Here is a 26,959-nt window from a genome sequence, read left to right on the forward strand (position 1 = left end):
CGGCGATCCGCACAAAGGTCGAAGCCGGCTGATTACCATGAGCGCGGGCCAGGGGCCAGTGCTATCGACTTTAGGGATGCGCGGCCCTACCCCTTGCGGGGGCGGCCACCCGCGTTGCCCTTGGCCAGGGGGTGGTGGTCCTCCACCGCGCGGCGAAGGCGCTCCCCCACGACATGGGTGTAAATCTGGGTGGTGCCGATGTCGGCATGGCCCAGCATCTTCTGGACGGAGCGCAGGTCGGCGCCATGGTCCAGCAGATGGGTGGCGAAGGCATGGCGCAGGACATGGGGGCTGACCTTGGCCGGGTCCAGGCCCGCCGCCAGCGCCAAATCCTTCAGCAACTGGCCAAAGCGCTGACGCGTGAGCATGCCGCCGGAACTGCGCGAGGGGAACAGGTGGCCGGCCTGCTTGGCCTCCCGGCCCGGGGAGAAGAAGGCGGCGCGGTGCGGCAGATAGGCCGCCAGCGCATCGCGGGCCGGCGGGGACAGAGGCACCATGCGCTCCTTCCCGCCCTTGCCCTTGACCACCAGCACCCGGCCGTCGCGACTGAAGGCCGAGAGCGGCAGGCCCACCAGTTCGGACACGCGCAAGCCCGTGGCGTAGAGCAGTTCCAGCAGCGCCGCCAACCGCAGCCCCTCCGCCCCGCCCTGGGCGGCGGCGGTGTCCAACATGCGGGCCACGTCATCCTCGGACAGGATCTTGGGTAGGGGGCGGCCCAGGCGCGGGCCGTCCAGCACGGCGGCCGGGTCGATCTCGCGCCGGCCTTCTGACACCAGGAACTTGTAATACTGGCGCAGGGCCGACAGGCGGCGGGCCACGGTACGGACGGCGGCGTTGGTGCCGTCGCGCCCCAGATGGTCCAGGTAGGCGCGCAGGTCGTCCGTGCCCGCCTGGTCCAGCGCCGGGCCCTTGTCCCCCTGCTGGGCGGCGATGAAACGGGCCGCGTCCACCAGGTCGCGGCGATAGGCGTCGCGGGTGTTGGCCGCCGCCCCCCGTTCCGCCACCAGCATGTCGAGGAAGGCGTCCACCCCGGGCGGCAGGGCCAGGGTGGCGCCGCGCGGCCGACCGGGGGACCGCTTCCTGGAAGCGGCCTCCCCGGCGGCGGGGGCCTTTGGGACGCGCGGCGCCATGGCCCTCAGGGCCCGGCCAGGGCGGCGACGGCCTCCAGCGCCAAACGCCGGGCGTCGTCCTTCAGGCCGATGGCGGCCAGGGCCGACAGGGCATGAACCGTCACCGTGGGCGCGGTGCTGGCCGGGCCGGCGTCCGCCAGTTCCGCCAGAGCCAGCAGCGCCACCTCGCCCCGCCGGGGCACCGTCACCGACTGGTCCAGGCGCAGCCAGGAGGCGGCGTCGGGGATCACCCCCGGCGCCTCCGCCACGGCGGCGGTGCGGGCCAGCAGCAGCGGGTCGATCTTCTCCCCCGCCGCCGTGAGCAATGCCAGGATGGACCCGGCGCGCAGGCGCGACGGCGCATCGGCGTCGGCCTTCACCGCGTCTAGCCATTGGGCCCAGTTGGCGCCGTCGCTGGGCAGCAGGCCGCCCAGCAACGCCAGGGGCACCAGGCGCAGGTAGGCCTGCAAGGGCTTGCCGTCGGCTTTCCCGCCGTTGGACGCCTCTTGCGCCGACTGGCGGGCCAGTTCGAACCACGGCTGGGCCAGGTCGCGCCGGTTCTGCAGCAGGGCTAGGCGGGTGGCGGCCGGGGCCAGGTCCTTCAGCGCCGGCCCGGGGGCCAGCCCTTCCAGTTCCTGAACCAGCAGGTCGCCCCAGGCCCCGGCCAACAAGCTGGGGTCGCTGACATCCACCGCCTTGGCCAGGATGGCGCCCTTCAGCGAGGGTATCGTTTCCCCGGTCAGGGCCTGGTACAGGATGGCGCGCTGGTCGGCGCCCTGGCGCTTCTCCGCCACGCCCACGGCGTTCTTCAGATCGCTGGGGCTGACCTTGGCCGCCTTGTAGACGGGGGCCAGGGCCGCCGCCGGCAGGGTGCCGTAGGCGGCGGCGCGGTCGCCCGCCACCAGCTTCAGCGCCGCCGGTGTGTCGGGCAGGTCGGCGACGGCGGCGGCCGCCGCCGGGTTGAGGGTCAGGATCTGGGCCGCCGGCACTTCCGCCGGCAGGCCACGGCCCATGGCGCGGGCCAGGGCCACCGCCTCGGCCGACAGGGTGGAGAAGCCCTTCAGCGCGCCCTTCTGCCCGCTGGCCGCCACCTCCGCCAGGCGGGAGAAGCCGTCATCCTTCACCCCCTGTTCCCGCATGATGTCCAGCGACAGCATGACATTGTCGGTGGACCCGCCGCGCACCTGGCAAACGACGCCCAGCATCTGGATTTCGCCGTCGTTGAAGCGCTTCTGCAGGTCCGCCATCTGGTTGCAGGCCGACCCGTCGCCGGTCAGCAGCGACAGGCGGGCCCAGGCCTCCGCCGCGCCGGCGTCGTCCAGGGCGGTGGGCAGCGCGGCCATGGCGTCGGCGTTCTTGCCGTCGCCCAGAAGGGCCAGACGTTCCAGGCGGGCGCCCAGGAAGTTACGCGTGTCCTTGTTCGCCTGGGGGGCCGTGCCGGAGGACATCAGCACACGCCCCAGCAAGGCGCGCACCGCCGGCGAGGGGCTGGAGGGCGGCAGGGACATCAGCGCCCGGTCGACCAGGCCGCGCGGACTGTCCGCCCACAGCGCCTGGCCCAGGCCCCCCTGCCCCGCGTCCAGCAGGCCGCCGCCATCCGGCGTCACCGCCGCCAGGGTCTTGACCTCGAAGGAGGATGAGCGGGGGGCGGGGGGCGTGTAGAGCGGGGCGCCCAGGGGGGTGGGACCTTGGGTCGCGCCGCCATCGGTGCCGGTTGGGGCGCCACCGGACGGCACGCCGGCGGCCGGCGTACTGGTGGACGGCGTCGCCGGCCCCTGCGGCCACAAGGGGGTGGGCGCACCCGAGGTCTGGGCCCCCGATTGCGCCAGCGCCACCGGGGCCGTCATCAGGCCGGCGGCCAGCGCCAGGCCCAGTCGGAGCGCCAAGCGGAGCTTACTGCGGGAAGCGGTCATTGGGGATCACCCGTTCGGTGGGCGCGGAGGGCGCCGGGGAGGTGGTGGCGGCCACGACCAGGGCGGCGCCGGCACCGCCAAGGACAACCAGGGCGATCAGGATCAGAAGAAGCTTTTTCATCGGGGGATCGGCATCAATCGCTGAAAGGGAAAGGACGGATTCGGAAAGAAAATTGCGAGACCATCGCGGCGCAAGCAAGGCGGCAGTGCGCAGCACCCCGGTGGAGTTGAGGGACAGGCGGGGTCGACTGTGTTATGCAGTCCCCCCTAACCGTTTCCATCCGGCGCCGTCCACCAGATCGTCCCACCAGATCATCGGGGGCAGGCTGTCACGGAAAAGCGGGGCCGGACAGATCGCCGAAGGCCGCAGGGCCAAAGGCGGACAACCGGTGTTAAGGGTTAAGAACAACCCCCGGAACGGGGCACGGCTTTAGGTCTCGGCTGTTATGGATGATACGGCAAACATGGTGTTAGCGCTTGGCACTGTAGCGTCCGGCCCCCGGGCGCGCAACGCCACCCCGATCCGCCGGGCACCGGCCGGCCAGGCCGCCATCCGTTTGGGGGGGGTGCGCTGATGCGCCCCACCCTGCGCCAACGCCCGCCGCGCACCCTGGTCCTGGTCGGCCTGATGGGTGCCGGCAAGACCAGCATCGGCCGCCGCTTGGCCGCGCGCCTGGGCCTGCCCTTCGTCGACGCCGACCATGAGATCGAGCGCGCCGCCGGCTGCAGCATACCCGAATTCTTCGACCGCTATGGCGAACCCGCCTTTCGCGAGGGGGAACGCCGGGTGATCGCTCGCCTGCTGGACCAGCCGCTGCAGGTGCTGTCCACCGGCGGCGGCGCCTTCATGGACGCCGAGACCCGCGCCCTGGTGCGCCAGCGCGCCCATTCCATCTGGCTGCGGGCGGAGTTGGACCTGCTGGTGCAGCGGACGGCGCGGCGGGGCAATCGGCCCCTGTTGAAGGATGCCGACCCGCACGAGACGCTGCGCAAGCTGATGGACCTGCGCCATCCCTATTACGCCCAGGCCGACATCACCGTGGACAGCGGCGACCGCCCGGCGGAGGACACGGTGGACCGGGTGGTGGAGGCGCTACAGGCCTATCTGGACACTGACGCCGATAGCCAACCCCCGGAGACGCGGCCTCAGCCGGCCGCGGTGGAATCATGAGCCAAACCGTTTCCGCCCACACCGGCCTCGCCCGTACCGTTCCCGTCCATTTGGGCGACCGTTCCTATGACGTGCGGGTGGGCACCGGCCTGATTGAGAACGCCGGCGCCCTGGTGGCCCCCATCGCCGGCCGCCGCCCCCTGGTCATCCTGAGCGACGAGACGGTGGCGCCCCTGTACCTGGGCCCCCTGACCCGCTCGCTGGAAGCGGCCGGCGCCCGCGTCCTGGACCCCATCGTCGTGCCGGCGGGCGAGGCGACCAAGAGCTTCCACCATCTGGAGGCGGTGCTGGAAATCCTGCTGTCGCGCGGGATCGAGCGCGGCGCCATGCTGGTGGCGCTGGGCGGCGGCGTCATCGGCGACCTGGGTGGCTTCGCCGCCGCCATCGCCCTGCGCGGCATCGACTTCATCCAGGTGCCCACGACGCTGCTGTCCCAGGTGGACAGCAGCGTGGGCGGCAAGACCGGCATCAACAGCCGCCAGGGCAAGAACCTGATCGGCGCCTTCCACCAGCCTCGCCTGGTGCTGGCCGACATCGGCGCGCTGGACAGCCTGCCCCGGCGCGAGGTGCTGGCGGGTTATGCCGAGGTGGTGAAGTACGGCCTGATCGACCGGCCCGACTTTTTCACCTGGCTGGAGGAAAACGGCCCCGCCCTGGTGGCCGGCGACACCGCCCTGCGCACGGACGCGGTGACCGAAAGCGTGGCCGCCAAGGCCGCCATTGTCGCCCAGGATGAACGCGAGGGCGGGGTGCGCGCCCTTTTGAACCTGGGGCACACCTTCGGCCACGCGCTGGAGGCGGAAGTGGGCTATGGCGGTGAACTGCTGCATGGCGAGGCCGTGGGCATCGGCATGGTCATGGCCTTCGACCTGTCGGTGCGCCTGGGCTTGTGCCCGCCCGCCGACCTGGACCGCATGCGCCGCCACCTGGCGACCGTGGGCCTGCCCACCGGCGCCGCCCACCTGGCCAAGGGCCGCTGGACGGTGGACGCCCTGATGGCCCACATGGCCAAAGACAAGAAGGTGAAGGATGGGGGCATCACCTTCATCCTGGCGCGCGGCATCGGCCAGGCCTTCACCGCCCGGGGCATCGATCCCGAGCCGGTGCGCGCCGTGGTGGCCGCGGCGCTGGAGGCGTGACCCGCCCCCATGCCCCTGCCCCCCGCCGCCCCGCGCAAGCCGCTACACACCCGCCGCGTCACCTGCCAGGGCTATGAACGCGCGGACGGCCTTTGGGATATCGAAGGCCACATCACGGATGAGAAGCATTACGCCTTCGACAATGAATGGCGCGGCACCATCCAGCCGGGGCAGTTCCTGCATGAGATGTGGGTGCGCCTGACGGTGGACGACACGCTGACGGTGCGCGCGGTGGAGGTCGCCACCGACAACGCCCCCTTCGCCCACTGCCCCGCCATCCTGCCCAACTTCCAACGCCTGGTGGGCCTGCGCATCGCCGCCGGCTGGACCAGCGCGGTCAAGCAGCGCCTGGGGCGCACGGAGGGCTGCACCCATCTGGTCGAGCTGTTGGGCCCTGTGGCCACCACCGCCTTCCAGACCCTGGCCCCGGTTCTGAGCGCCCGCCGCCGGGGCGGCGCCGGCGGCCCGCCCCCGGTGCTGAACACCTGCCACGTCATGGCCAGCGATGGACCCGTGGTGCAGCGCTGGTACCCGGAGCACTACACCGGGCCGAGTGAGGAAAAGCCGGAGGATGACGGGCTGGCTTAACCTTGGGCCACTTCTTCCGGCGTCAGCGTCTTGAGCGACAGGGCATGGACCCGCTCGGCCAGTTCGTCCTTCAGGATGTCGTAGACCAGGCGCTGGCGTGCCACCCGCGACTTGCCGGCGAAGGCGGTCGACACCACCGTCACCTCGAAATGGGTTTCGCCGCCGGGCGCGGCGCCGCCGTGGCCGGCGTGGGCCGCCGACTGGTCGTCGACGATCAGCGTGACGGGCGCCAGCGCCTGGGTCAGCTTGGTGTGGATTCGGTCGGCATAGCGCATGGAAGGGGCCCGCGGCGGAAGGTTCATCCTACCCCCTCAGGTGCGATGCCGGGGCGACGCTGTCAATGGCGGCAAGGCGATTCGCGGCGGTCGGGACAGCAGCCCAGCTTTGCCCCGGCAATGGTGCCGTGGGCGACCCGCCGCGCTTGTCACGGCCCGGACGTGCCCCCATACTTTCGCGATGCAGAAACAGCGCCCCGGATACTCCTTCTCGTTCGACGACCCGCCGCAGGTCCAGGTCAGGGCCTGCGACCACCCGGGCTGTGCCGAGGTGGGGGAGTATCGCGCGCCCAAGAACCGCAGCCAGCTGAACGACTATTTCTGGTTCTGCCTGGACCATGTCCGCGCCTACAACAAGGCCTGGGACTATTACCAGGGCATGAGCACGGAAGAGATCGAGCGCGCAATGCGCTACGACACCACCTGGCAACGGCCCACCTGGCCCATGGGGGATTGGCGCACCCGGGAACGGAACCTGCGCGACAAGATGAGCCGCGGCCACACCTTCGGCGCCGATTGGGAAGGGACGGCCAACCGCCCGCCGCCGCCCTCGCCCCGCACGCCGGAGGACGAGGCGCTGGACGTGCTGGGCCTGAAGGCGCCGGTGGAGTTCGGTGAGATCAAGCAGCGCTACCGCGAGCTGGCCAAGCAGAACCATCCCGACACGCATGGTGGCGACAAGGACGCGGAGGAGCGCCTGAAGCGCATCAACCAGGCCTACAACGTGCTGAAGGCCGCCTACGCCGACCAGGGCTGAGCCCCCGACACCGAACCAAAACCAAGAACCAACCGTTCTGTCCGATATCGCAGGAAAGCCGACCGTCTCATGTCCCAGGAAAAGACCCCGATGAACGCCGCCTCGCTGCCCGATACCACGATCTCCGTCCGCAAGGCCTTCGGGATCGACAGCGACATGCAGGTGCCGGCCTTCAGCGCGCCCACGGAACATGTGCCGGAGATCGACAGCACCTATCGTTTCGATCGCGAAACGACCATGGCCATCCTTGCCGGCTTCGCCTACAACCGCCGCGTCATGGTCCAGGGCTATCACGGCACGGGCAAGTCCACCCATATCGAGCAGGTGGCCGCGCGCCTGAACTGGCCCTGCCTGCGCATCAACCTGGACAGCCACATCAGCCGCATCGACCTGATCGGCAAGGACGCCATCGTCCTGCGCGAGGGCGTGCAGGTGACGGAGTACCGCGAGGGCATCCTGCCGTGGGCGCTGCAGCACCCCTGCGCCATCGTGTTCGACGAGTACGACGCCGGCCGCCCGGACGTGATGTTCGTCATCCAGCGCGTGCTGGAGGTCGAGGGCAAGCTGACCCTGCTGGACCAGAACAAGGTCATCCGCCCCCACCCGGCCTTCCGCCTGTTCGCCACGGCCAACACCATCGGCCTGGGCGACACCACCGGCCTGTATCACGGCACCCAGCAGATCAACCAGGGCCAGATGGACCGGTGGAACATCGTCACCACCCTGAACTACCTGCCCCATGACGCCGAGGTGAAGATCGTCCTGGCCAAGGTGCCGTCCTACGACACGGAGGAGCGCCGGGTGCTGGTCAACGCCATGGTGCGCCTGGCCGACCTGACGCGCGCCGGGTTCATCGCCGGCGACATCTCCACCGTCATGAGCCCGCGCACGGTCATCACCTGGGCCCAGAATGCCGACATCTTCGGCGACGTCGGCTTCGCCTTCCGCGTCACCTTCCTGAACAAGTGCGACGAGATCGAGCGCGCAGCGGTGGCCGAGTATTACCAGCGCTGCTTCGGCAGCGAACTGCCCGAGAGCGGCGTGCGCGCCACCCTCGCCTGAGGCGGGGCCGACGCCGAGAAGGAACGAGCCCATGTCTTCCGACCGCGAATCGCCGCTGGAGGCGTTCAAGCGGGCCACCGGCGCCGCCGTCCGCGCCATCGCGGAGCGCGGCGACCTGACGGTGGGGTTCTCCGCCGAGCCGCCGGGCTTCTCCGGCACGCGGGTTCGGGTGCCCCTGCCCACGCGTGACCTGAACGCCCGCGACGTGGCGCCGGTGCGGGGGGCGGCCGACGCCGCCGCCCTGCGCCTGCGCCATCACGACGCCGCCACGCATGCCCGCCTGCTGCCCACCGGCGACACCGCCCGCCTGGCCTTCGACGCGCTGGAGCAAGCGCGGTGTGAGGCGCTGGGCGCCACGGCCATGGCCGGCGTCGCCGACAACCTCACAGCGGCGCTGGAAGAGCGGTTTCGCCGCCAGGGCCTGGACAGGGCCACGGCGCGCGACCAGGTGCCCCTGGCCGACGCCCTGCGCCTGATCGCGCGTGAGGCCCTGACCGGCGCCCCCGTCGCCCCCGCCACCCAGGCGGCGCTGGACCTGTGGCGTCCCTTCATCGAGGACAAGGCCGGCGCGGACCTGGCGCAGCTGAAGGCCGCCATGGCCGACCAGCAGGCCTATGCCCGCGAAGCCCGCCGCATCCTGACCGACCTGGACCTGGAGGTGGGCGGCGAGCCGGACAAGTCGGAAGAGGAGGAGACGGCCGAATCGGGCGACGCCCAGAGCCCTGAGGGCGCCGACAATGACGACGCCGGCGGCGGCCAGTCCGACGATGCCGATCCCGAAGCGACGGGTGAGCAGCAGCAGTCCGGCGGCCAGACGGAGGAAACCGCCGGCGCCGCCGAGAGCAGCGAGGGCGAGGAACAAGAGATGGAGGGGGCTGGGGCCGAGCAGTCGGGCGAGCCCGGTGAGCCGTCCCGCCCCGATTTCGGCCGCAACAGCCCGGACGCGGGCGGTTATCGTGCCTTCACCACCGAGTTCGACGAGGTGGTGGGCGCCGCCGACCTGTGCGACCCGGATGAACTGGCCCGCCTGCGCATGATGCTGGACCAGCAGTTGCAGCACCTGCAGGGCGTCATTGCCAAGCTGGCCAACCGCCTGCAGCGCCGGCTGATGGCCAAGCAGACCCGCGCCTGGGTTTTCGACCTGGAGGAAGGCATCCTGGACGCGGCCCGCCTGGCCCGCGTGGTGGCCAACCCGGTGCTGCCGCTGTCGTTCAAGCAGGAGAACGACACCGATTTCCGCGACACCGTCGTCACCCTGCTGATCGACAATTCCGGGTCCATGCGCGGCCGGCCCATCACCATCGCCGCCATGAGCGCCGACATCCTGGCGCGCACGCTGGAACGCTGCGGCGTGAAGGTGGAAATCCTGGGCTTCACCACCCGGGCGTGGAAGGGTGGGCAAAGCCGCGAGCGCTGGCTGGCCAGTGGCAAGCCGCCGGCCCCCGGCCGCCTGAACGACCTGCGCCACATCGTCTATAAGGAGGCCGACGCCCCCTGGCGCCGGGCCCGGCGCAACCTGGGCCTGATGCTGCGCGAAGGCATCCTGAAGGAGAATATCGACGGCGAGGCCCTGCTGTGGGCCCACACCCGCCTGATCGCCCGGCCGGAACAGCGGCGCATCCTGATGGTGATCAGCGACGGCGCGCCGGTGGACGACAGCACCCTGTCTGTCAACAGCGGCAGTTATCTGGAAAAGCATCTGCGCAGCGCCATCGAGTATATCGAGACCCGCAGCCCGGTGGAGCTGATCGCCATCGGCATCGGCCACGACGTCACGCGCTATTACCGCCGCGCCGTCACCATCGTCGACGTGGAGCAGTTGGGCGGCACCGTCATGGAAAAGCTGGCCGAGCTGTTCGACGAGGATGACCGCCGTCCGGGACGGGCCCGGCGGCAGGCGCGCGGCGGACGCCGGTAGGGCGGGACGCTCACAAGAAAAGGGCCGCCGGGCGGGTGCCAGGCGGCCCAAATCTTTTCAGGCTTACTTGCCGGCGGGCTTGGTCGCCGGGGCCGGAGCGGCGGGCGCCGGTGCGCCGCCGGTGCGCGCCTTGTACACATGCAGTTGCTGGTTAAAGCGGGCCGCCAGGATTTCCATGTCGCTGACCACGGCGTCCTGCACCCTGGTCAGCTGCAGGAACTTCGCCACCGTCACCTTGTCCGGATGCTGGGCCACCAGCTGATCGACACAGGCGATGAAGCCCTGGCCGCTGTTCACGTAGGCCTGCATCTCCTCATGCGCCTTGCGCATGTCCGCCTCGGGCGCGGTCTTGCCGTCCGGGATCGTGGGCACCTTCTTGGGGAAGGGGCAGGTCCAGCCGTCATCCTCCTCACCGGCCTTGGTTCCGGCCGCCGGAGCGGCCGCGGCGGGGGCGGTCGGCTTGGTCGCCGACGGCAGGATGGGCGCGGAACCGGTCGACGGGGTCGTGGCCGCCGGCTTCGCCGCCTGGGCCCAGGCGGGCGCGGCGCCGACAAACGCGAGGGTTGTCGCCGAGGCGAGAACGGGCAGGGTCATCAAGGAGCGGCGGACGGCGACACGCAGGCTCACGGGCAAGGTTCCTCAAAGACGGAATGGCAAAGGGCGCCATCATAATGGACCGGCGCACTAAGGCATAGCCGACATGCAATGGCAAGCAGGGGGCAAGACGGGGCGGCAACCGGCCGCAAGGGCGTTGCCGCCGCCCCGGCGGATCGTGCTAAACCGATGGGGACGGGGCCCGGACGCGCCCCGGGCGGTGAACGGTGCGGTTGCGAGCGATGATCGGCGTTTTCGATTCAGGCCACGGCGGGTTGACGGTGTTGCGCGCCCTGGCCAACCAGATGCCGGACCGGCGGTTCGTCTATCTGGGCGACCATGCCAACGCCCCCTATGGCAACCGCACGCCGGAGGAAATCTACCGCTATACCGTGGCCGGGGTGGAACGGCTGTTCGGCTTGGGCTGCCCCCTGGTCATCCTGGCGTGCAACACCGCCTCGGCCCAGGCGCTACGCCGCCTGCAGCAGACCTGGCTGCCCACCGCCTATCCCGACCGGCGGGTGCTGGGCGTGCTGGTGCCCATGGTGGAGGCCATCACTGGCGTGCCGTGGATGGCCGACGTGGCCGCCGGATCGCGAGCCGGCGAGCCGCGCACCGTGGCCATCTTCGCCACCCAGCACACGGTCAGCAGCGGCGCCTACCCTACGGAGATCGCCAAGCGCGCCCCGGAGGTGCGGGTGGTGCAGCAGGCCTGCCCCGACTTGGTGCGCCTGATCGAGGCCGACGCCCCGGTCGACACCGTCCGTGCCGCCATCGAGGACTATGCCGGGCGGTTGATGACCCAATTGGACGGCGTGCCGCCGGACGCGGTGGTGTTGGGCTGCACCCACTATCCCCTGGTGGCCGACCTGTTCGCCCAGGCCCTGCCGGCCGGCGTGGAAATCCTGGACCAGCCCAACCTGACGGTCAGCAGCCTGCGCGCCTATCTGGAGCGCCACCCGGAATTCGAGCTGCCCAGCCGGGCGCGGGAGCAGGGCGGGGTCGAGGCCTTCCACACCACCGGCCCGGCCGAGCCCATCACCCGCCTGGCCAGCCGCTTCTTCGGTGGCGAGGCGCGCTTCCACAGCGTTGGACCTGACCCCGTCCCTGAGAGCTTGAAGGGCTGAAGGCCCCGCTCACAGGCTCTCGAAATCCAGCCCGATGTCGAAGTTGGTGACGGAGTGGGTCAGCCAGCCCAGGGAGATCAGGGTGACGCCGGTTTCCGCCACGGCGCGCACCGTCTGGGGCGTGATGCCGCCCGAGGCCTCGGTGATCAGACGGCCGGCCACCCTGTCCACGGCTTGGCGCAGGGTGGCCGGGTCCATGTTGTCCAGCAGCACGGCATCCACCGGCAGGGTCAGCAACTCCTCCAACTGGGCCAGGGTGTCGACCTCGACCTCGATCTTCACCATGTGACCGACATGGGCGCGGGCGCGTTCCACGGCGGCGCGCAGGCCACCGGCCGCCACCAAATGGTTGTCCTTGATCAGGACGGCGTCATCCAGGCCGAAGCGGTGGTTGCTGCCCCCGCCCACGCGCACGGCGTATTTCTCCAGCGCGCGCAGGCCGGGCGTGGTCTTGCGGGTGCAGACGATGTGGGCGCCGGTGCCCTCGATGGCCTGAACCAGCTCCGCCGTCTTGCTGGCGATGCCGCAGAGGCGGCCCAGCAGGTTCAGCGCCGTGCGCTCCCCCGACAAGATCGGGCGGGCCGCCCCCTCCACCACCGCCACCGCCTGACCCGGGGCCACGCGGGCGCCATCGGCCACCAGGGTCCGCACCGATAGGCTGGGATCGAGCAGGGAGAAGGCCGACAGCGCCGGGGCCAGACCGGCGATGACGCCGGCGTGGCGGGCCTGGAACAGCGCGCGGGCCTGGGTGTCCACCGGAATGCAGGCATCGGCGGTGACGTCGCCCGCCCGGCCCAGATCCTCCAGCAGCGCGGCGCGGACCAGGCCTTCATACATCACGGGGTAGAGGGGTGCAGGCGTGCTCATGGGCGGTTTTCCCGGGTAAGGGCAGGCTCGGCCTCGGCGCCGCGGCCCAGGTCGGAATAGGTCAGGATCTGGTGATGGCGCCAGGCGTCACGGGTTTCGGGATGGTCGGCACGGGTATGGGCGCCCCGGCTTTCCTCCCGCCGCTTGGCCGCCTCCACCACCAGTCGCGACAGGACCAGACGGTTGCGCAGTTCCAGGCCGGCACGGATGCCGGCGTAGTCGTCGGCTGGCGCCAGACGCTCGGCGGCGGCGCTGAGCGCCGACAGGCGCAGGGCGGCCTCGGCCAGACCCGCGCCGTCGCGCACCAGGCCCACCTTCTCCGCCATCAACGTCTGGGCCTGGGCCGCGAGGTTCGCGGCGGCGGGACCGCCGGGCACCGTCGGCGCCACGGGAACGGCCACCGGCTGGGACGCGGCCGACTCGGCGACCAGGGCCGCCGCCACCCGGCCGGCGAACACCACCGCCTCCAGCAGGGAGTTGCTGGCCAGGCGGTTGGCGCCATGGACATGGGTGCAGGCGACCTCACCCGCCGCCCACAGGCCAGGGATGGAGGTGCGGCCGTCGGCGTCCGTCAGCACACCGCCCATGTGATAATGCGCGGCGGGCGCCACCGGCACGGGGGCGGCCGCCGGGTCCAGCCCGACCTCGGCGCAGATACCGGCCACGGTGGGGAATTTCTTGGCGCCACCGGCCGCCCACAGCGGGCGCAGGTCCAGGAACACCGCCTCCCCACGGGCCACGCGGCGGCCGATGGCGCGGGCCACCACGTCGCGGGGCGCCAGTTCGGCGTCGGGATGCTCATCCGCCATGAAGGCGTGGCCGCTGGCGTCCAGCACCTTGGCCCCGGCACCGCGCAAAGCCTCCGTCAACAGCGGCCGGCGGCCGGGCGGACCGGCGACGGCCAGGGCGGTGGGATGGAACTGCACGAATTCCAGGTCGGCCAGGTGGGCGCCGGCGCGGGCGGCCAGTGCCATGCCGTCGCCGGTGGCCTCCGGCGGGTTGGTGGTCACGGCCCACAGCTGGCCGGTGCCGCCGGTGGCCAGCACGACATGCGGGGCGACGTGCAGCACCCAGCCGACACCGTCCTCATAGGCCAGGACGCCCTGGGCCCGGCGGCCACGCCCAAGGTCACGCACCACCAGGTCGGCGGCCATGGCGCGGGTGTGCACGGCGATGCCCGGGGTGGCGCGCACGCGGGCGGCCAGGAAGGTAACCAAGGTGCGGCCGGTGGCGTCGCCGCCGGCATGCAGGATGCGATGGCGGCCGTGCGCCGCCTCGCGCCCCAGCAGGGGCTTGCCGTCGGCCCCCCGATCGGCGGGCAGGCCGGCCTCCAGCAAGGCCGACATCTCAGCGATGCCGGCCTCAGCCAGCAGGCGCGCCATGCCGGGGTCGGTCAATCCCGCGCCGGCGGCCACCGTGTCGGCGGCATGGTCGGCGGCGCTGTCGCCGGCGCCCAGCGCCACGGCCACGCCGCCTTGGGCCCACAGGCTGGATCCGCCGGGCAGGTCATCGGTCTTGGTCAGCAGGGCAACCCGCCGCCCGGCACCGGTCAGGGCCAGCGCGGTGGCCATGCCGGCCGTGCCGGACCCGACCACCACCACATCGCTGTGGACGACTTTCACAGGCGACACCGGATAAGACGCACCATCCATGGCATCACGCTCCGTCACCAGGGGAACGGGGGGCCGGCCGCACATCCGGCCGGCCTTGGGGAAAGCGGTGGGATCAGCGGCCCACGGCCAGCATGCGCTCCACCGCCAGGCGGGCACGGTCGGCCACCGCGGGGTCGATCTCCACCTTCGGCTCCAGCGTCCGCAGCGACTCCAGGATGTTGGAGAGGCTGACCCGCTTCATGTGCGGGCACAGGTTGCAGGGGCGGATGAATTCCACGTCCGGATACTCGGTGGCAACGTTGTCGCTCATGGAGCATTCGGTGACCATCAGCACCCGGTTCGGCCGCGCCTCGCCCACATATTCCACCATGCGGGCGGTGCTGCCCACGAAGTCGGCCTCGGCCAGCACCTCGGGCGGGCACTCGGGATGGGCGATGATGGTCAGATCCTTAAAGCGGGTGCGGTAGTCGCGCAGTTCCGCCCCGGTGAAGCGCTCATGCACCTCACAATGGCCCTTCCACTTGATGATCTTCTTCTTGGTCTGGGTAGCGACCCAGCTGGCCAGATATTCGTCGGGCAGGAACAGCACGCTGTCGCTGTCCAGCGATTCCACGATCTCCACCGCGTTGCCGGAGGTGCAGCAGATGTCGCTTTCCGCCTTCACCTCGGCGGAGGTGTTGACGTAGGTGACCACCGGCACGCCGGGGTGCGCCTCACGCAACAGGCGGATATCGGCGGCGGTGATGCTGTCCGCCAGGGAGCAGCCGGCCCGCATGTCGGGCATCAGCACCGTCTTGGACGGGTTCAGGATCTTGGCCGTCTCGGCCATGAAATGCACGCCGGCCATGACGATGACGTCGGCATCGGTCTGCGCCGCCTTGCGCGCCAGCGCCAGGCTGTCGCCCACGATGTCGGACACGCAGTGGAAGATTTCCGGCGTCTGGTAGTTGTGCGCCAGGACGACGGCGTTGCGCTCTTTCTTCAGCGTGTTGATGGCATGCACCAGCGGCGCGTGAAAGGGCCACTCCACCTCGGGGATCACCTTGGCCACCCGTTCATACAGCGGGCGGGTCGCGGCGGCGACGGCGGGGGTGTATTCGAGATCGAGCTCGGCAACGGACATCGGGACACCTGGCAAACGAAAGCGCGCCACGAACGACATCGGCCCGCATGGCCGGCCCCCGCGGCGCGATTGGCGGAGGCGTCTTCCCTGTACCCTCACCCTTATGCTCCATTTGAGCATTAGGGTGAGTAATGCTCGCCCGGAGCATAAGGGGTGTCAAGCCCGCTTTCAGACCCCATTCATGTAACTGTCACAGGGGTGCCCCGGCCCCGCCGCATCGCTGCACGTGCGAAAAATGCACCCGAAGAACGAAAAAAGCGGCCGATATCAGCCGCTTATCCCTCTAGCCTCAGCGCCAGCATCTGCCACAGCGGCATGAGCCCAATCCTCATGCCGCTGGTCTCGGTCTCAGTCGAGGGCGAAGACCTCGGCCTTGAGATAGGCGCTTTCCGGCAGCAGGGGATGCACCGGGTGATCGGGGCCGGCGCCGGAGAAGCGCAGGATGCGCCCCTGGCGGCGGGCGTCACCCAAGCCCTTGGCCACCAGTTCGGCGAATGTGTCGGGCGGCATGTTATGGCTGCAGCTGGCCACCAGCAGGATGCCGCCGGGGGCGGTGATCTGGGCACCCAGCTTGGCCAGCTTGCGATAGGCACGACTGCCGTTGGCCAGATCCTTCTTGGACTTCACGAAGGCCGGCGGATCGCAGATCACCACCTCGAACGTCTCGCCCGCCTCCGCCAAGCGCTCCAGCTCGGCGAAGGCGTCGGCCTTGCGCAGTTCCACCTTGTCGGCGACGCCGTTGGCCGCCGCCGCCTTGCCGGCCAGTTCCAGGGCACCGGCGGAGCGGTCGACCAGCACGGTGCGCGCCGCCCCCCGGGTGGCGGCCAGCACGCCGAAGCCGCCGCAATAGCTGTAGAAGTCGATGACCGAGCGGCCCTGCGCCAGATTGGCGACGAAGGCGCGGTGGTCGCGCTGGTCATAGAACCAGCCCGTCTTCTGCCCGCCCGCCGGATCGGCGAAGAAGGTGGCGCCGTTTTCCTCGACCTTGATGGGGCCGTCGACCGTACCGACGGCCACCCGCACCTCCTCGCCCACGCCTTCCAGGCCACGGGCGGCGCTGTCGTTGCGCAGGATGACGGACGATGCGGGAAAGACCTCCGCGAGGCCTTCCAGGATCTGGGGCAGCAGGCGGTCCATGCCGGCGGAATTGGCCTGCACCACCAGCACGTCGCCATACCGGTCAACGATCAGCGCCGGCAGGCCGTCGGCCTCCGCATGCACCAGGCGGTAATAGGGCCGGCCGATCAGGCGATCGCGGAGCGCCGCCGCCGTGCGGAAGCGCTTGGCGAAAAAGCCGGCGTCCACCGTCTCCGAGAGGTCGCGGGTCAGGACGCGCGCCGCGATCAGGGTGTGCGGGTTGAAGGTGGCGATGCCCAGGACGCCGCCGCCGGCATCGGCCAGGCGCACCAGCCCGCCCTTGGGCAGGGCCTTGGCGGCCGCGTCCATCTGGATTTCGTTGGAATAGGCCCAGGGGTGGCCACCGGCCACGCGCTTGTGCCGGCCCGCCTGGAACAGCAGGGTGGGAAGCTTTTCAGTCATGGGCCGGAGCATAGCGCGCGGCGGCCGGGGCACAACGGCAAAGGGCGCAAGGGATCCCGTCGCCGGGGACGGGGCTGCCAAGCTATCAGGCCGGAACCGCCGCCTCCGCCGTCATGTGCTTGCACAGGCGCCGCCCCTCGGGCAGGTGCCCCAGGGCGCGGAAGCGGGCCAGCGACGGGTGCGCCTTGACCTGGCTATCCGGCAGGGTGATGTGGATGGCGTCGCAGCCGTAGCGCAAAGCGATCCTGTCCATTTCCGCCAGCAGCGCGTCCGCCGCCCCCTCCCGGTCGAACAGGTCCAGGGCCACAAACACGTCCACCTGCAGACCCAGCCGATGGTCCAAATCCGGCACCATCAGATAGGAGAACAGGCCATGCATGTAGCGATGGTCCAGTTGCACCGTGACGATGCCGCCCCGGCTGCCGGGGGCCAGCAGGGCCAGCGCATGGTCGCGCCACCGCTCCACCGTCAGGTCCGGATAGAACGGGCGCATCAACGCGTAGGCCTGGTCGATCTGACGAGGATCCAAGGGGCGGGTTACGAATGTAGGCATGGAAGCGCAGATCCGAGCCGGAGGGATCGCCACCCGTACATCGCGCCATGACGCCCAGCCATGATCTGGATCAAAGAATAAACGACGGGTTAGAGTAAGCCAGTCACGGCGATCTCTAGCCTTTTCCTAGGTGGTTCCCCGGCTATATGCTGACCTCGCGGCACTAATTGGGGAACGAAAGACCGGCCGCACCACCCACAATCGCGCCATGAGCGGGCGAAGGGTGGCGGCTGATAGCGGAGTGCGGCAATGACTCACATCGATTTCGCCTATGGCAGGGACGCGACCGTCCAGACGAACGCCAAGTCCGACGCCGCTGGGGAAATCCATCCCTGCAGCGCCTGCACCGTGCGTACCCTGACCGTCTGCGCCGCGCTGGAGGCGGAGGAGCTGCGCCGCCTGGCGGAGATCCTGCAGACCACCCGCTTCGACGCCGGCCACACCGTGTTCGGTGAGGGGGAGCCCGCGGAAACCCTGTACAATGTCACCTCCGGCACCGTGAAGGTCTACAAGCTGCTGCCCGATGGCCGGCGGCAGATCACCGGTTTCCTGCTGCCGGGCGACTTCTTCGGCCTGTCGGTCAACGACAGCTACGCCTACACCGCCGAGACGGTGACGCCGGTGTCGCTGTGCCGCTTCCCCCGCCGCCGCATGGAGGCGCTGCTGGACGAGTTCCCCAAGATGCAGCGCCGCCTGTTCTCCATGGCGTCGAACGAGCTGGCGGCGGCGCAGGACCAGATGCTGCTGCTGGGCCGCAAGACGGCGAAGGAGAAGATCTGCTCCTTCCTGCTGCTGCTGTCGCAGCGGGCCAGCCGGCGCGGTCACAAGACCAACCCGGTGCACGTGCCCATGAGCCGCGCCGACATCGCCGACTACCTGGGCCTGACCACCGAAACCGTCAGCCGCACCTTCACCCAGCTGAAGACCAGCCGGGTCATCAGCCTGTTGGAAGGCAACAAGGTTCAAATCCAGGACATGGACGACCTGTTGGAGTTGGCCGAGGGCGCCTGACCTCGGTTAAGGATCGCCGTCGGCATCACCGCCCTCAACGGGCCGTGACTTGTCCTTATGTGATTCTTTCATCGCGGACGAGTAGGGCGCAACAACCACACCCGGAAAATCATTTATTAAATCAAATTTATAATTAACCAAACTTTCGAATTTTCCTTTGGGATCGATTGCATTAGCGTGCTTTTTTTAGAAAAGCCGAAGACACCGATTCCCATGAACCGTTTCCGAATCCTGCACCGCGTGGTGCTGGCGCTGCTGGTGCCATCGCTGGGCCTGCTGCTGGCCGCCGTCGTCATCCTGGCGGAAAAGCAGGCCACCGTCTCCCAGATGCAAACCCTGTCGCGGCTGACGCAGCTCGCCACCACGGTCGGCGATCTGGTGCATGAGATGCAGCGCGAGCGGGGCGCCTCGGCCGTGTTCCTGGGCAGCAAGGGTACGCAGCTCCAGCGGGAACTGCCGGAGCAGCGGGCGCGCACCGACCAGCGGCGCCGGGCGCTGGAGGCGGCGCTGAAAGGCGACGCCGCCTCCTCGGTCGGCGGCGCGCTGGCCCAGATCCTGGCCGACGCCTCTCAGCGGCTGACGCAGTTGGATGAGGTGCGGCGCAAGATCGACGGCCTGCAAATTCCCGCCGCTGAGTCGAGCGCCTATTTCACGGCGACGATCCTGCGGCAGTTGGACGTCGATATCGAGATTTCGAAGTCGGTGACCAACCCGGACGTGGCGCGGGCGCTGTCGGCCTACGTCAACTTCACCCAGGCCAAGGAACGCGCGGGAGAGGAGCGGGCGAACGGCGCGCCGGCCTTCGCCGCCGGCAAGTTCGACATGGCCCAATACCGGCGCTTCCTGGGAACGGTCGCTGACGAGGCGACCTATTTCCGGCTGTTCGCCGCCAGCGCCTCCCCGGAGGACCAGGCGTTCCTGGCCCGCACGGTGACCGGGGAGCCGGTCAGCGAGGTTGAGCGCATGCGCAAGGTCGCCGTGGAAACCGCCCCCGGCGACGCGCTGGGCGGCATCGAAGGCCCCTACTGGTACAAGACGACCACCGCGCGCATCGACATGATGAAGACGGTCGAGGACTACCTGTCCCACAATCTGCTGGCGCAGGGGGACCGCGTTCAGGATGAGGCCAAGGGCGTGCTGTGGACGGCCCTGGCGGCGACGCTGGCGCTGTTCGGCGTCACCGGCGTGCTCAGCACCGTGATCGTGCGCGACATCACCCGGCCGGTGGCCGGCATGACCCAGGCCATGACCCGCCTGGCGGGCGGCGACCAGTCGGTCGAGGTGCCCGGCGTCGGCCGCAAGGATGAGATCGGCGACATGGCGGCATCAGTCGAGGTGTTCAAGCGCAAGATGATCGAAGCGGACCGCCTGCGCGCCGAGCAGGAGTCGATGAAGCGCCGGGCCGAAGAGGAGAAGCGCGCGACCATGACCAAGCTGGCCGACGAGTTCGAGGCCAGCGTGAAGGGCGTGGTCGGCACGGTGTCCTCCGCCTCGGCGCAGTTGCAGTCCACGGCGCAGTCCATGTCGTCCACCGCCGCGCAGACCAGCCTGCGGTCCACCGCCGTGGCGGCGGCGGCCGAACAGGCCTCCGCCAATGTGCAGACGGTCGCCTCGGCGGCGGAGGAGCTGTCCTCCTCCATCGGTGAGATCAGCCGTCATGTGGCGGAGTCGACCCGCATCGCCAGCCAGGCGGTGACCGATGCCGGCCGGACCAACACGCAGGTGCAGGCCCTGGCCTCCGCCGCGCAAAAGATCGACGACGTGGTGAAGCTGATCAACGGCATCGCCGGCCAGACCAACCTGCTGGCCCTGAACGCGACGATCGAGGCGGCGCGCGCCGGTGAGGCGGGCAAGGGCTTCGCCGTCGTCGCCTCCGAGGTCAAGCTGCTGGCCACCCAGACCGCCAAGGCGACCGAGGACATCTCGGCCCAGGTCAGGGCCATCCAGCAGGCCACCACCGATTCGGTCAGCGCCATCGAGGGCATCACCGGCACCATCACCCGCATCAACGAGATCGCGACCACCGTCGCCTCGGCGGTGGAGGAGCAGGGGGCCGCCACCCAGGAAATCGCCCGCAGCGTCCAGCAGGCCTCTTCCGGCACGGCTGAGGTGGCGACCAACATCACCGCCGTCACCCAGGCGGCCGGGGAGACGGGGGCGGCCTCCAGCCAAGTCCTGACGGCGGCGGAGGATCTGTCGCGGCAGTCCGACGCGCTGCGCACCCAGGTCGACGCCTTCATCTCCAAGGTGCGCGCGGCTTAATCCCCGGCGACTGAAGGCGGCATTTGCGCGGTCACGATCAAATGCCATTGGCCAAAGCGCGTCAGGTCCGGCGGGCGAACGCCGCCACGTCGGCGTCGAAGCGGTGGGGCGCCTCAAGGAACGGAGCGTGCCCGACGCCATCGTAGAGATGCACCTGCGCCTGCGGCAGGGTTTCCGCCAGCCAGTCGGCCATGGTGGGCAGGATCACGGGGTCCGACCGGCCATGGATCACCAGGGCGGGGCGGTCTAAGGCCGCCAGGGCGGCACCGTCCCTCTGGCGGCGCATCATGGCCCGCCGCGCCGCCAGGGGCACCGACAGGGTGTCGGCCGTCGCCGCCTCCACCTCCTCCCCCTCGCCCAGGGCTTGGGCCAGCGCCTGGGCGCCGCTTTCCTGGGCCGCCAGGTCATCGGACAGGATGCGCGGGAAATGGGCCTTGGCGGCGGGGCCCAGATAGGGGGCGGCGGCCTTGCCCAGCCGGGGGCAGGCCCCGACGAAAACCGCGCCAGCGATCCCCTCCGTCCCGAACCCGGCCACATGGTCGGCCAGCACGGCGCCGCCGTAGGACCACCCCACCAGGATCAGATCCGCCAAACCCAAGGCGCGGCGCACGGCCATGACGTCCTCGCCCCAGTGCGGGCCGTCGCCATAGGCGGCTGGATCCTCTGGCCGGCCGGATTGGCCATGTCCGCGCAGGTCCAGCGCCAGCAGGCGGAACTCCGCCGCCAGGAGGCCGGCGAACTGGGCGCGGAAGGCGCGATGGCTCTGGCCGAAGCCGTGCAGGAACAGGATGGGCCTGCCCTCGGGCACGCCGCCCTCCGCCACCGCCAGCAGGGTCCCGTCCGCCGCCGTCACCTGATGCAGGATCATGGCCCTTGCCTCCCAGCTCTTATGGTCCCCACCCGCGATAGCCGGCCCCGCCCCCGGACGCAACCCCGCCCCGCGCATTTTTCCCGAGTCCCCCCTTTGACTCGGGGCCGGATCTGGCCCATCTATCGCCGCCATGGGCGTGGAAAATCACATGAAGGAATTCGCCCCGCCGCCTCCTCGGGCGGACGGGCGGGTGAACCTGGTCGGCCTCTCGCGGGACGATCTGGAGGCTGAGGTCGCACGGGCCGGGCTGGAGCGCTTTCGCGCGCGCCAGCTGTGGCACTGGATCTATCATCGCGGCGCCACCGATTTCGCGGTGATGAGCACACTGGCCAAGCCGGTGCGCGAAAAGCTGGCCGACCTTTACGTCATCGACCGGCCCACCGCGGTGAAGGACCTGAAGAGCGAGGACGGCACGCGCAAGTGGCTGGCCCGCATGCCCGACGGCCAGGAGATCGAGACCGTCCACATCCCCGAGGAAGACCGCGGCACGCTCTGCGTCTCCTCCCAGGTGGGCTGCACCCTGACCTGCCGCTTCTGCCACACCGGCACCCAGCGCCTGGTACGCAACCTGGACGCCACCGAGATCGTGGGCCAGGTCATGCTGGCGCGCGACCACCTGGACGAATGGCCGGCCCCGCCCGATGGGCGCATGCTGAGCAATATCGTCATGATGGGCATGGGCGAGCCGCTGTTCAATTACGCCAACGTCGCCAAGGCGCTGAAGATCGTCATGGATGGCGAGGGCATCGCCATTTCCAAGCGGCGCATCACCCTGTCCACCTCCGGCGTCGTGCCCATGATGCGCCAGTGCGGCGATGAGCTGGGCGTGAACCTGGCCGTCAGCCTGCACGCGGTGAATGATGAGCTGCGCGACCGCATCGTGCCGCTGAACCGCAAGTACCCCATCAAGGAACTGATGCAGGCGTGCCGGGACTATCCCGGCCTGAGCAACGCGCGCCGCATCACCTTCGAATACGTCATGCTGAAGGGCGTGAACGACAGCCTGGCCGACGCGCGCGAGCTGGTGCGCCTGCTGCGCGGCATCCCGGCCAAGATCAACCTGATCCCCTTCAACTATTGGCCGGGCGCGCCCTTCGAGTGCTCGACCGATGAGCAGATCACGAAGTTCGCGGACTTCGTGAACAACGCCGGCTACGCCTCCCCCGTGCGCACCCCGCGGGGCCGCGACATCCTGGCCGCCTGCGGCCAGCTGAAGAGCGAGAGCACCAAGCCCACCGCCCAGGCCCGCATCGCGGCCCTGGAGGCGCACAAAGCCCTGCAGGCCGAGTACGCCGCCCAGGTGGCGGAAAAGGAAGCCGTGCTGGCGGCGACGGGGACTCTTTAAGTTAAGGTCCTCAAGCGCCGGCAGGGCCATCCGGCCCTTTGGCTTGTCCTCGATTCCCAGTCCACTGCGTTCCCCGGAAATCTCCGGCGGCCCCGGTCGGGGCCTATAGCGGCATGAGAAGTCATGCCGCTGCGGGCGCTTTCCCGTCCCGGCGCCTGAGCCACCTCAAGGCGGGGGTGACGCCGGCCCTGTAATCCCTGCGGCGCTTTGCTATCATCCGGCCCATAAGGACCGTGGGGGACGCGCGCTTTGGATCTCGGTACCGATCTCGTCAACAGCCTGATGATCCACCTCGGCGTCACGGCCCTGCTGCTGTGGCCGGCCTACCGGCTGGTCATCCGCGCCGGCCTGCCCCGCCGCTGGCCCCTGTGGCTGGCCCTGCCCCTGCTGGGGCCCGTCATCTTCCTGGTGCTGCTGGCCAAGACGCCCTGGCCCGTCCTGCCCGTCCGCCCCCCCAAGATGCACCCGCGCGAACGCCTGAAGCGCGAGCGGGCGGCCGCCCAGGCCGCCGCGTCGGAGTAAGCGCCCATGCTGCCCCTGGCCTACGCCCCCGCCCTCAGCCTGCTGCTGCCCACCTGGGCCGCCCTGCTGATCGTCGTCATCCTGGCCACCATCGCCGTCTGTGCCGCCGGCCTGGTGCTGGCCAAGGTGGGCCGCAACCCCTATTGGGCGCTGCTGCTGTACTTCCCCGTCCTGGGTGTGCCGGCCCTGTGGTACCTGGCCTATACGCGCTGGCCCCGGCAGAAGGCGTGACTCAACTGGGAATGGTCCACCCACCCGCGCGCGCCAGATAGGGCGGCGCCTCGGCCGCGATGGTCCAGTCGAAGGCGGCGGCCACGCTGCGCACCACCTCCGCCACGCAACGGCGAATATTCTCATAGGGCTGGATACCGGCGAATTGCGGCTTCTGCCGCAAGGCGTCCAGCTTTGACAGCGCGGTCTCCGCCTGGGCCTTCACCGCCGCCTCCAGCCCACTGAGGGCACCAGGGGTGGCGGCCGGCGCCAGTATGAGCCAATCAACCCTACGGATCGCGTCTGGCCGGATAGCGGCACCGACAGCCATGGCCAAATCTTCCGTAACCGGAAAGATGCGGGTGCACAGCATGTCATAGGCTGGGGCCAAGGATGGCGCACGGCCCGGCGCATCGTAGAGCAAGCTGAAATTCTTGGCGTGGGCATCGGCATTGGCCAACAGCACGGTAGCGATGATCCGCCGCATCAGCTCGGCCCGCCCCAGCAAGGGCGCCGCCGTCCGCTGCATCAGGGCGAGGCACTCAGCCAATCCAGGCCCCACCTTCCGAGGGATACCATCGGCGGAGGCGGAAAACTCATACTTACGTTCCGGCGGATAGCCTAGCGCCTGACAGAAATCCTCCTGATGGATTTCATGGACACGGCCGCCCTCGACACGTCGATCGTAGCGCTCCACCAACAGGCATTCACGCCCCGCGAACGTGCGTAGGGCCGTTCCCGCCACGTCCACACCTAGGCTGGCCGCCAGCGCCATTGAGAATGCCTCCGCCTTCGGCACCAGGGCGAAATCCGGCTTCCCAGCAGGGGCCACCTTGATGAGATGGGTGGAGGGGGAGCCGTTAAGCGGCCGATGGAAACGCCCATCCAGAAAAGCAACAGCCGTCTTGGGTTGAGCCCCGGCCACCGATAGGCGCACCCGCCGGTCAGCGGCGAAATTCGGCGACGTTGGAATCTCATCAATGATGCGCGCCAGCGCCGCCTCATCCAGTGGTTCATAATCCTGCGGCACATCCGGCCTGCCACCAGGTTGCAGCAAACGGACCGCACCAGCGCATTCGGCGCCATATTCACGCAGCAGCCCAAAGATTTCGTAAGGCTGCAAACGGCGCTGGGCGGCGGCGGCGGCTAGGGCATCCCCCTCCGGCAGCAGTCCAGCGAAGAAGGGCCGGCATTCCGTGTCGGTGTACGGCTCGGCCCGAGGTGGCAGGCTGATGGACAGCCGTGACAGGGGGCTACGGTCGGCATAGGTGAAGGTCAGGCGCCCCTGGCTGTCGGCCTCCAGGACGCCGACACCCCGTTCCCCCAGGAAAACCTCCAGCGCCTGGCCATCCCCGGTCACCGCAATCCCCCGAACAGGTCGATGCCCAAAGCCTGCATGTAGGCCATGACCTTGCCCAATTCGGCCGTGGGCTTGCCGTTTTCCACCGCCGACAGGAAGGACAGGCTGAGGCCTGTGCCGGCCGCCACGTCCCGCAAGGTCATGCCCAAGGCTTGGCGTCGCGCCCGGATCAAGGCGCCCAGGCGACCGGGGCCGTCCAACGGGACGGCGTCGGGCACGTCCTGCGCAATGGCGCCGAACTGAGCCAGCGCCGCCTCCCGCTCCCGCTTTCTGTTCGCCGCTCGGCTAACAACAGCCATAAAGGGCCCCCACCACGAGGTGCGTTCGTCGTACGGCTAACATAAACCGCCAGCGCTTCCGCGCCAATCGCTTATTCGTCGTACGACGAACACATCACCCTCTAAGCGAGACCCGCGCGGGCTGGGGATGCGGCCGGGACAGGCGCACTAATCTTGCCAGGCGGGCGCCCGGGGGATAACGTCCGGACGCATTCCACCCTGACCTTTAGCGGGCGTACAGTCATGAGCGTCAAGAAAGTTGTCCTCGCCTACTCCGGCGGTCTCGACACCTCCGTCATCCTGAAATACCTGCAGGAAACGTATAAGTGCGAGATCGTGACCTTCACCGCCGACCTGGGCCAGGGTGAAGAGCTGGAGCCCGCCCGCAAGAAGGCCGAACTGCTGGGCGTGAAGCCCGAGAACATCTACATCGACGACCTGCGTGACGAGTTCGTGCGCGACTTCGTCTTCCCCATGTTCCGGGCCAACACGCTGTATGAGGGCGTCTACCTGCTGGGCACCTCCATCGCCCGTCCGCTGATCGCCAAGCGCCAGATCGAGATCGCCAAGGCCGTCGGCGCCGACGCCGTGGCCCATGGCGCCACCGGCAAGGGCAACGACCAGGTGCGGTTCGAGCTGGGCTATTACGCCCTGAAGCCGGACATCAAGGTCATCGCCCCCTGGCGCGAATGGACCCTGAACAGCCGCACCGCCCTGCTGGAGTTCGCCGAGAAGCACCAGATTCCGATCGCCAAGGACAAGCGCGGTGAAGCGCCGTACAGCACGGACGCCAACCTGCTGCACATCTCCTACGAGGGCAAGGCGCTGGAGAACCCGTGGGAAGAGCCCGACGAGGACATGTACACCCGCACCGTCGCCCCGGAAAAGGCGCCGGACACCCCGACCTATGTTGAGATCGAGTTCGAGGGCGGCGACCCGGTGGCCGTCGATGGCCAGAAGCTGGGCCCGGCGGCCCTGCTGACCCGCCTGAACGAGCTGGCCGGCGCCAACGGCATCGGCCGCCTGGATCTGGTGGAGAACCGCTATGTCGGCATGAAGAGCCGCGGCGTGTACGAGACCCCCGGCGGCACCCTGCTGTCGGTGGCCCACCGCGCCATCGAGAGCCTGACGCTGGACCGTGGCGCCATGCACCTGAAGGACGAGATCATGCCGCGTTATGCCGAGCTGATCTACAACGGCTTCTGGTTCAGTCCGGAGCGTGAGGCCCTGCAGGCCCTGATCGACAACACCCAGAAGCGCGTCACCGGCGTCGTGCGCCTGAAGCTGTACAAGGGCTCCGTCCGCGTGGTCGGCCGCCAGAGCCCGAACTCGCTGTACCGCCTGGACTACGTCACCTTCGAGGCCGACAGCGTCTATAACCAGAAGGACGCCGAAGGCTTCATCAAGCTGAACGCCCTGCGCCTGCGCCTGGGCGCCATGGCCGGCAAGCAGTAAGCCTTACCGCTGCAAGGAAGCCCCGCCTGGGAAACCGGGCGGGGCTTTTTTGTTGGAGGCCTGCCGCCCTACTTCTTTTTGAACGCATTCCCGGCGAAGGGCGTCTCGCTCATCGGTGCCGCTCCGTCGTCCCCACCCTTGAGCGTCGCGGCGTATTTTGCCCGCCACTCCTTGTCCGTCTGGCCGGAGCGCTTGCGCGCCTTGGCCTTCTTGACGCAGTCGGCGATCATCTGGTCCATGGCGCTGAGCTTGGCCGGGGGAGCCGGCTTCTTCGGGGGGGACATGGGGCCTCGCTGC

27 protein-coding genes are annotated in these 26,959 nt (G+C 69.5%); 13 read left to right on the forward strand and 14 right to left on the reverse strand.

Translation table 11 applies throughout. From position 1 onward, the window contains the following. Positions 1-86: 86 nt before the first annotated feature. From FBZ90_RS13765 to FBZ90_RS27825, 3 genes are read right to left on the reverse strand one after another with little or no spacing between them, the layout of a single operon-like run. Positions 87-1,130, reverse strand: a complete 1,044-nt coding sequence (locus FBZ90_RS13765) for a site-specific tyrosine recombinase XerD (protein WP_145732935.1) — start codon at positions 1,128-1,130, stop codon at positions 87-89. A 5-nt stretch (positions 1,131-1,135) separates the two neighbouring features. Next, positions 1,136-2,995 (reverse strand): hypothetical protein, encoded by a 1,860-nt coding sequence (locus tag FBZ90_RS13770; protein WP_145732937.1) that lies wholly within the window; start codon positions 2,993-2,995, stop codon positions 1,136-1,138. A gap of 7 nt (positions 2,996-3,002) precedes the next feature. Beyond that, complete coding sequence (locus FBZ90_RS27825) at positions 3,003-3,143, reverse strand: hypothetical protein (RefSeq protein ID WP_186455801.1); 141 nt, start codon at positions 3,141-3,143, stop codon at positions 3,003-3,005. Positions 3,144-3,596: 453 nt separating this feature from the next. On the opposite strand from FBZ90_RS27825, the gene FBZ90_RS13775 reads away from it, so the two are divergent. The 3 genes from FBZ90_RS13775 to FBZ90_RS13785 are packed head-to-tail and all read left to right on the forward strand — an operon-like array spanning position 3,597 to position 5,920. Continuing rightward, positions 3,597-4,193, forward strand: a complete 597-nt coding sequence (locus FBZ90_RS13775; RefSeq protein ID WP_145732939.1) for a shikimate kinase — start codon at positions 3,597-3,599, stop codon at positions 4,191-4,193. Then, the gene (gene aroB / locus FBZ90_RS13780) at positions 4,190-5,332 is read left to right on the forward strand and encodes a 3-dehydroquinate synthase (protein WP_145732941.1); all 1,143 of its coding nucleotides are present in this window, start codon (positions 4,190-4,192) and stop codon (positions 5,330-5,332) included. Before FBZ90_RS13775 ends, aroB begins: the two co-directional genes overlap by 4 nt. 9 nt (positions 5,333-5,341) lie before the next feature. Then, the gene (locus tag FBZ90_RS13785) at positions 5,342-5,920 is read left to right on the forward strand and encodes a DUF2889 domain-containing protein (protein WP_145732943.1); all 579 of its coding nucleotides are present in this window, start codon (positions 5,342-5,344) and stop codon (positions 5,918-5,920) included. On the opposite strand, the gene FBZ90_RS13790 is transcribed toward FBZ90_RS13785, so the two are convergent. Further along, positions 5,917-6,195 (reverse strand): BolA family protein, encoded by a 279-nt coding sequence (locus FBZ90_RS13790; protein ID WP_145733225.1) that lies wholly within the window; start codon positions 6,193-6,195, stop codon positions 5,917-5,919. The two genes, FBZ90_RS13785 and FBZ90_RS13790, sit on opposite strands and share 4 nt — an antisense overlap. 181 nt (positions 6,196-6,376) lie before the next feature. Here FBZ90_RS13790 and FBZ90_RS13795 point away from each other — a divergent pair, with 181 nt between their 5' ends. The 3 genes from FBZ90_RS13795 to cobT all read left to right on the forward strand — a co-directional run bounded on the left by FBZ90_RS13795 (position 6,377) and on the right by cobT (position 9,932). After that, positions 6,377-6,952: a J domain-containing protein gene (locus FBZ90_RS13795; RefSeq protein WP_145732945.1), complete on the forward strand. Its 576-nt coding sequence runs from the start codon at positions 6,377-6,379 to the stop codon at positions 6,950-6,952. A 69-nt stretch (positions 6,953-7,021) separates the two neighbouring features. Next, positions 7,022-8,014, forward strand: a complete 993-nt coding sequence (gene cobS, locus FBZ90_RS13800) for a cobaltochelatase subunit CobS (protein WP_145732947.1) — start codon at positions 7,022-7,024, stop codon at positions 8,012-8,014. Positions 8,015-8,045: 31 nt separating this feature from the next. Then, positions 8,046-9,932, forward strand: a complete 1,887-nt coding sequence (cobT, locus tag FBZ90_RS13805) for a cobaltochelatase subunit CobT (protein ID WP_145732950.1) — start codon at positions 8,046-8,048, stop codon at positions 9,930-9,932. Between the two features lie 63 nt (positions 9,933-9,995). Here cobT and FBZ90_RS13810 read toward each other — a convergent pair whose 3' ends face one another. Beyond that, entirely contained in the window at positions 9,996-10,559 is a 564-nt protein-coding gene (locus FBZ90_RS13810; RefSeq protein WP_145732952.1) for a hypothetical protein, read from the reverse strand. 209 nt (positions 10,560-10,768) lie between these two features. On the opposite strand from FBZ90_RS13810, the gene murI reads away from it, so the two are divergent. Continuing rightward, complete coding sequence (gene murI, locus FBZ90_RS13815) at positions 10,769-11,653, forward strand: glutamate racemase (protein WP_145732954.1); 885 nt, start codon at positions 10,769-10,771, stop codon at positions 11,651-11,653. A 9-nt stretch (positions 11,654-11,662) separates the two neighbouring features. On the opposite strand, the gene nadC is transcribed toward murI, so the two are convergent. The 5 genes from nadC to FBZ90_RS13840 all read right to left on the reverse strand — a co-directional run bounded on the left by nadC (position 11,663) and on the right by FBZ90_RS13840 (position 17,348). Then, positions 11,663-12,520: a carboxylating nicotinate-nucleotide diphosphorylase gene (nadC, locus tag FBZ90_RS13820; RefSeq protein ID WP_145732955.1), complete on the reverse strand. Its 858-nt coding sequence runs from the start codon at positions 12,518-12,520 to the stop codon at positions 11,663-11,665. Further along, positions 12,517-14,172: an L-aspartate oxidase gene (locus FBZ90_RS13825; RefSeq protein ID WP_145732957.1), complete on the reverse strand. Its 1,656-nt coding sequence runs from the start codon at positions 14,170-14,172 to the stop codon at positions 12,517-12,519. The genes nadC and FBZ90_RS13825 overlap by 4 nt, the downstream gene beginning before the upstream one ends. A gap of 73 nt (positions 14,173-14,245) precedes the next feature. Continuing rightward, positions 14,246-15,256: a quinolinate synthase NadA gene (gene nadA / locus FBZ90_RS13830; protein ID WP_145732959.1), complete on the reverse strand. Its 1,011-nt coding sequence runs from the start codon at positions 15,254-15,256 to the stop codon at positions 14,246-14,248. A gap of 348 nt (positions 15,257-15,604) precedes the next feature. Next, positions 15,605-16,795: a class I SAM-dependent rRNA methyltransferase gene (locus tag FBZ90_RS13835; protein WP_145732961.1), complete on the reverse strand. Its 1,191-nt coding sequence runs from the start codon at positions 16,793-16,795 to the stop codon at positions 15,605-15,607. A gap of 85 nt (positions 16,796-16,880) precedes the next feature. Continuing rightward, entirely contained in the window at positions 16,881-17,348 is a 468-nt protein-coding gene (locus tag FBZ90_RS13840) for a hypothetical protein (RefSeq protein WP_145732963.1), read from the reverse strand. A gap of 249 nt (positions 17,349-17,597) precedes the next feature. Between FBZ90_RS13840 and FBZ90_RS13845 the strand changes: the two genes are divergently transcribed. Further along, positions 17,598-18,359 (forward strand): Crp/Fnr family transcriptional regulator, encoded by a 762-nt coding sequence (locus FBZ90_RS13845; RefSeq protein WP_420872599.1) that lies wholly within the window; start codon positions 17,598-17,600, stop codon positions 18,357-18,359. A 213-nt stretch (positions 18,360-18,572) separates the two neighbouring features. Beyond that, positions 18,573-20,621, forward strand: a complete 2,049-nt coding sequence (locus FBZ90_RS13850; protein ID WP_145732965.1) for a methyl-accepting chemotaxis protein — start codon at positions 18,573-18,575, stop codon at positions 20,619-20,621. Between the two features lie 61 nt (positions 20,622-20,682). Here the strand turns inward: FBZ90_RS13850 and FBZ90_RS13855 are convergent, their stop codons facing one another. After that, on the reverse strand, positions 20,683-21,489 hold the full coding sequence (locus FBZ90_RS13855; protein ID WP_246130401.1) for an alpha/beta fold hydrolase: 807 nt from the start codon (positions 21,487-21,489) through the stop codon (positions 20,683-20,685). Between the two features lie 133 nt (positions 21,490-21,622). Between FBZ90_RS13855 and rlmN the strand changes: the two genes are divergently transcribed. From rlmN to FBZ90_RS13870, 3 genes are all read left to right on the forward strand, one after another. Continuing rightward, positions 21,623-22,837, forward strand: a complete 1,215-nt coding sequence (rlmN, locus tag FBZ90_RS13860) for a dual-specificity RNA methyltransferase RlmN (protein WP_145732969.1) — start codon at positions 21,623-21,625, stop codon at positions 22,835-22,837. A 249-nt stretch (positions 22,838-23,086) separates the two neighbouring features. Next, positions 23,087-23,359 carry a hypothetical protein gene (locus FBZ90_RS13865; RefSeq protein ID WP_145732971.1) on the forward strand — a complete coding sequence of 91 codons (273 nt, stop codon included), beginning with the start codon at positions 23,087-23,089 and terminating at the stop codon, positions 23,357-23,359. Between the two features lie 6 nt (positions 23,360-23,365). Then, the gene (locus tag FBZ90_RS13870; protein ID WP_145732973.1) at positions 23,366-23,590 is read left to right on the forward strand and encodes a hypothetical protein; all 225 of its coding nucleotides are present in this window, start codon (positions 23,366-23,368) and stop codon (positions 23,588-23,590) included. 1 nt (position 23,591) lies between these two features. On the opposite strand, the gene FBZ90_RS13875 is transcribed toward FBZ90_RS13870, so the two are convergent. Continuing rightward, positions 23,592-24,929: a HipA domain-containing protein gene (locus FBZ90_RS13875; protein ID WP_145732975.1), complete on the reverse strand. Its 1,338-nt coding sequence runs from the start codon at positions 24,927-24,929 to the stop codon at positions 23,592-23,594. Next, a complete protein-coding gene (locus FBZ90_RS13880) occupies positions 24,926-25,228 on the reverse strand; it encodes a helix-turn-helix domain-containing protein (RefSeq protein WP_145732977.1) in 303 nt (100 codons plus the stop codon). The genes FBZ90_RS13875 and FBZ90_RS13880 overlap by 4 nt, the downstream gene beginning before the upstream one ends. A 222-nt stretch (positions 25,229-25,450) precedes the next feature. Here FBZ90_RS13880 and FBZ90_RS13885 point away from each other — a divergent pair, with 222 nt between their 5' ends. After that, complete coding sequence (locus FBZ90_RS13885) at positions 25,451-26,662, forward strand: argininosuccinate synthase (RefSeq protein ID WP_145732979.1); 1,212 nt, start codon at positions 25,451-25,453, stop codon at positions 26,660-26,662. Between the two features lie 68 nt (positions 26,663-26,730). Here FBZ90_RS13885 and FBZ90_RS13890 read toward each other — a convergent pair whose 3' ends face one another. Beyond that, positions 26,731-26,946, reverse strand: coding sequence for a hypothetical protein (locus tag FBZ90_RS13890; protein ID WP_145732980.1), 216 nt, complete (start codon positions 26,944-26,946; stop codon positions 26,731-26,733). Positions 26,947-26,959: the final 13 nt, after the last annotated feature.

Source organism: Nitrospirillum pindoramense (genome assembly GCF_007827955.1).
Taxonomy (GTDB): Bacteria; Pseudomonadota; Alphaproteobacteria; order Azospirillales; family Azospirillaceae; genus Nitrospirillum; species Nitrospirillum amazonense_B.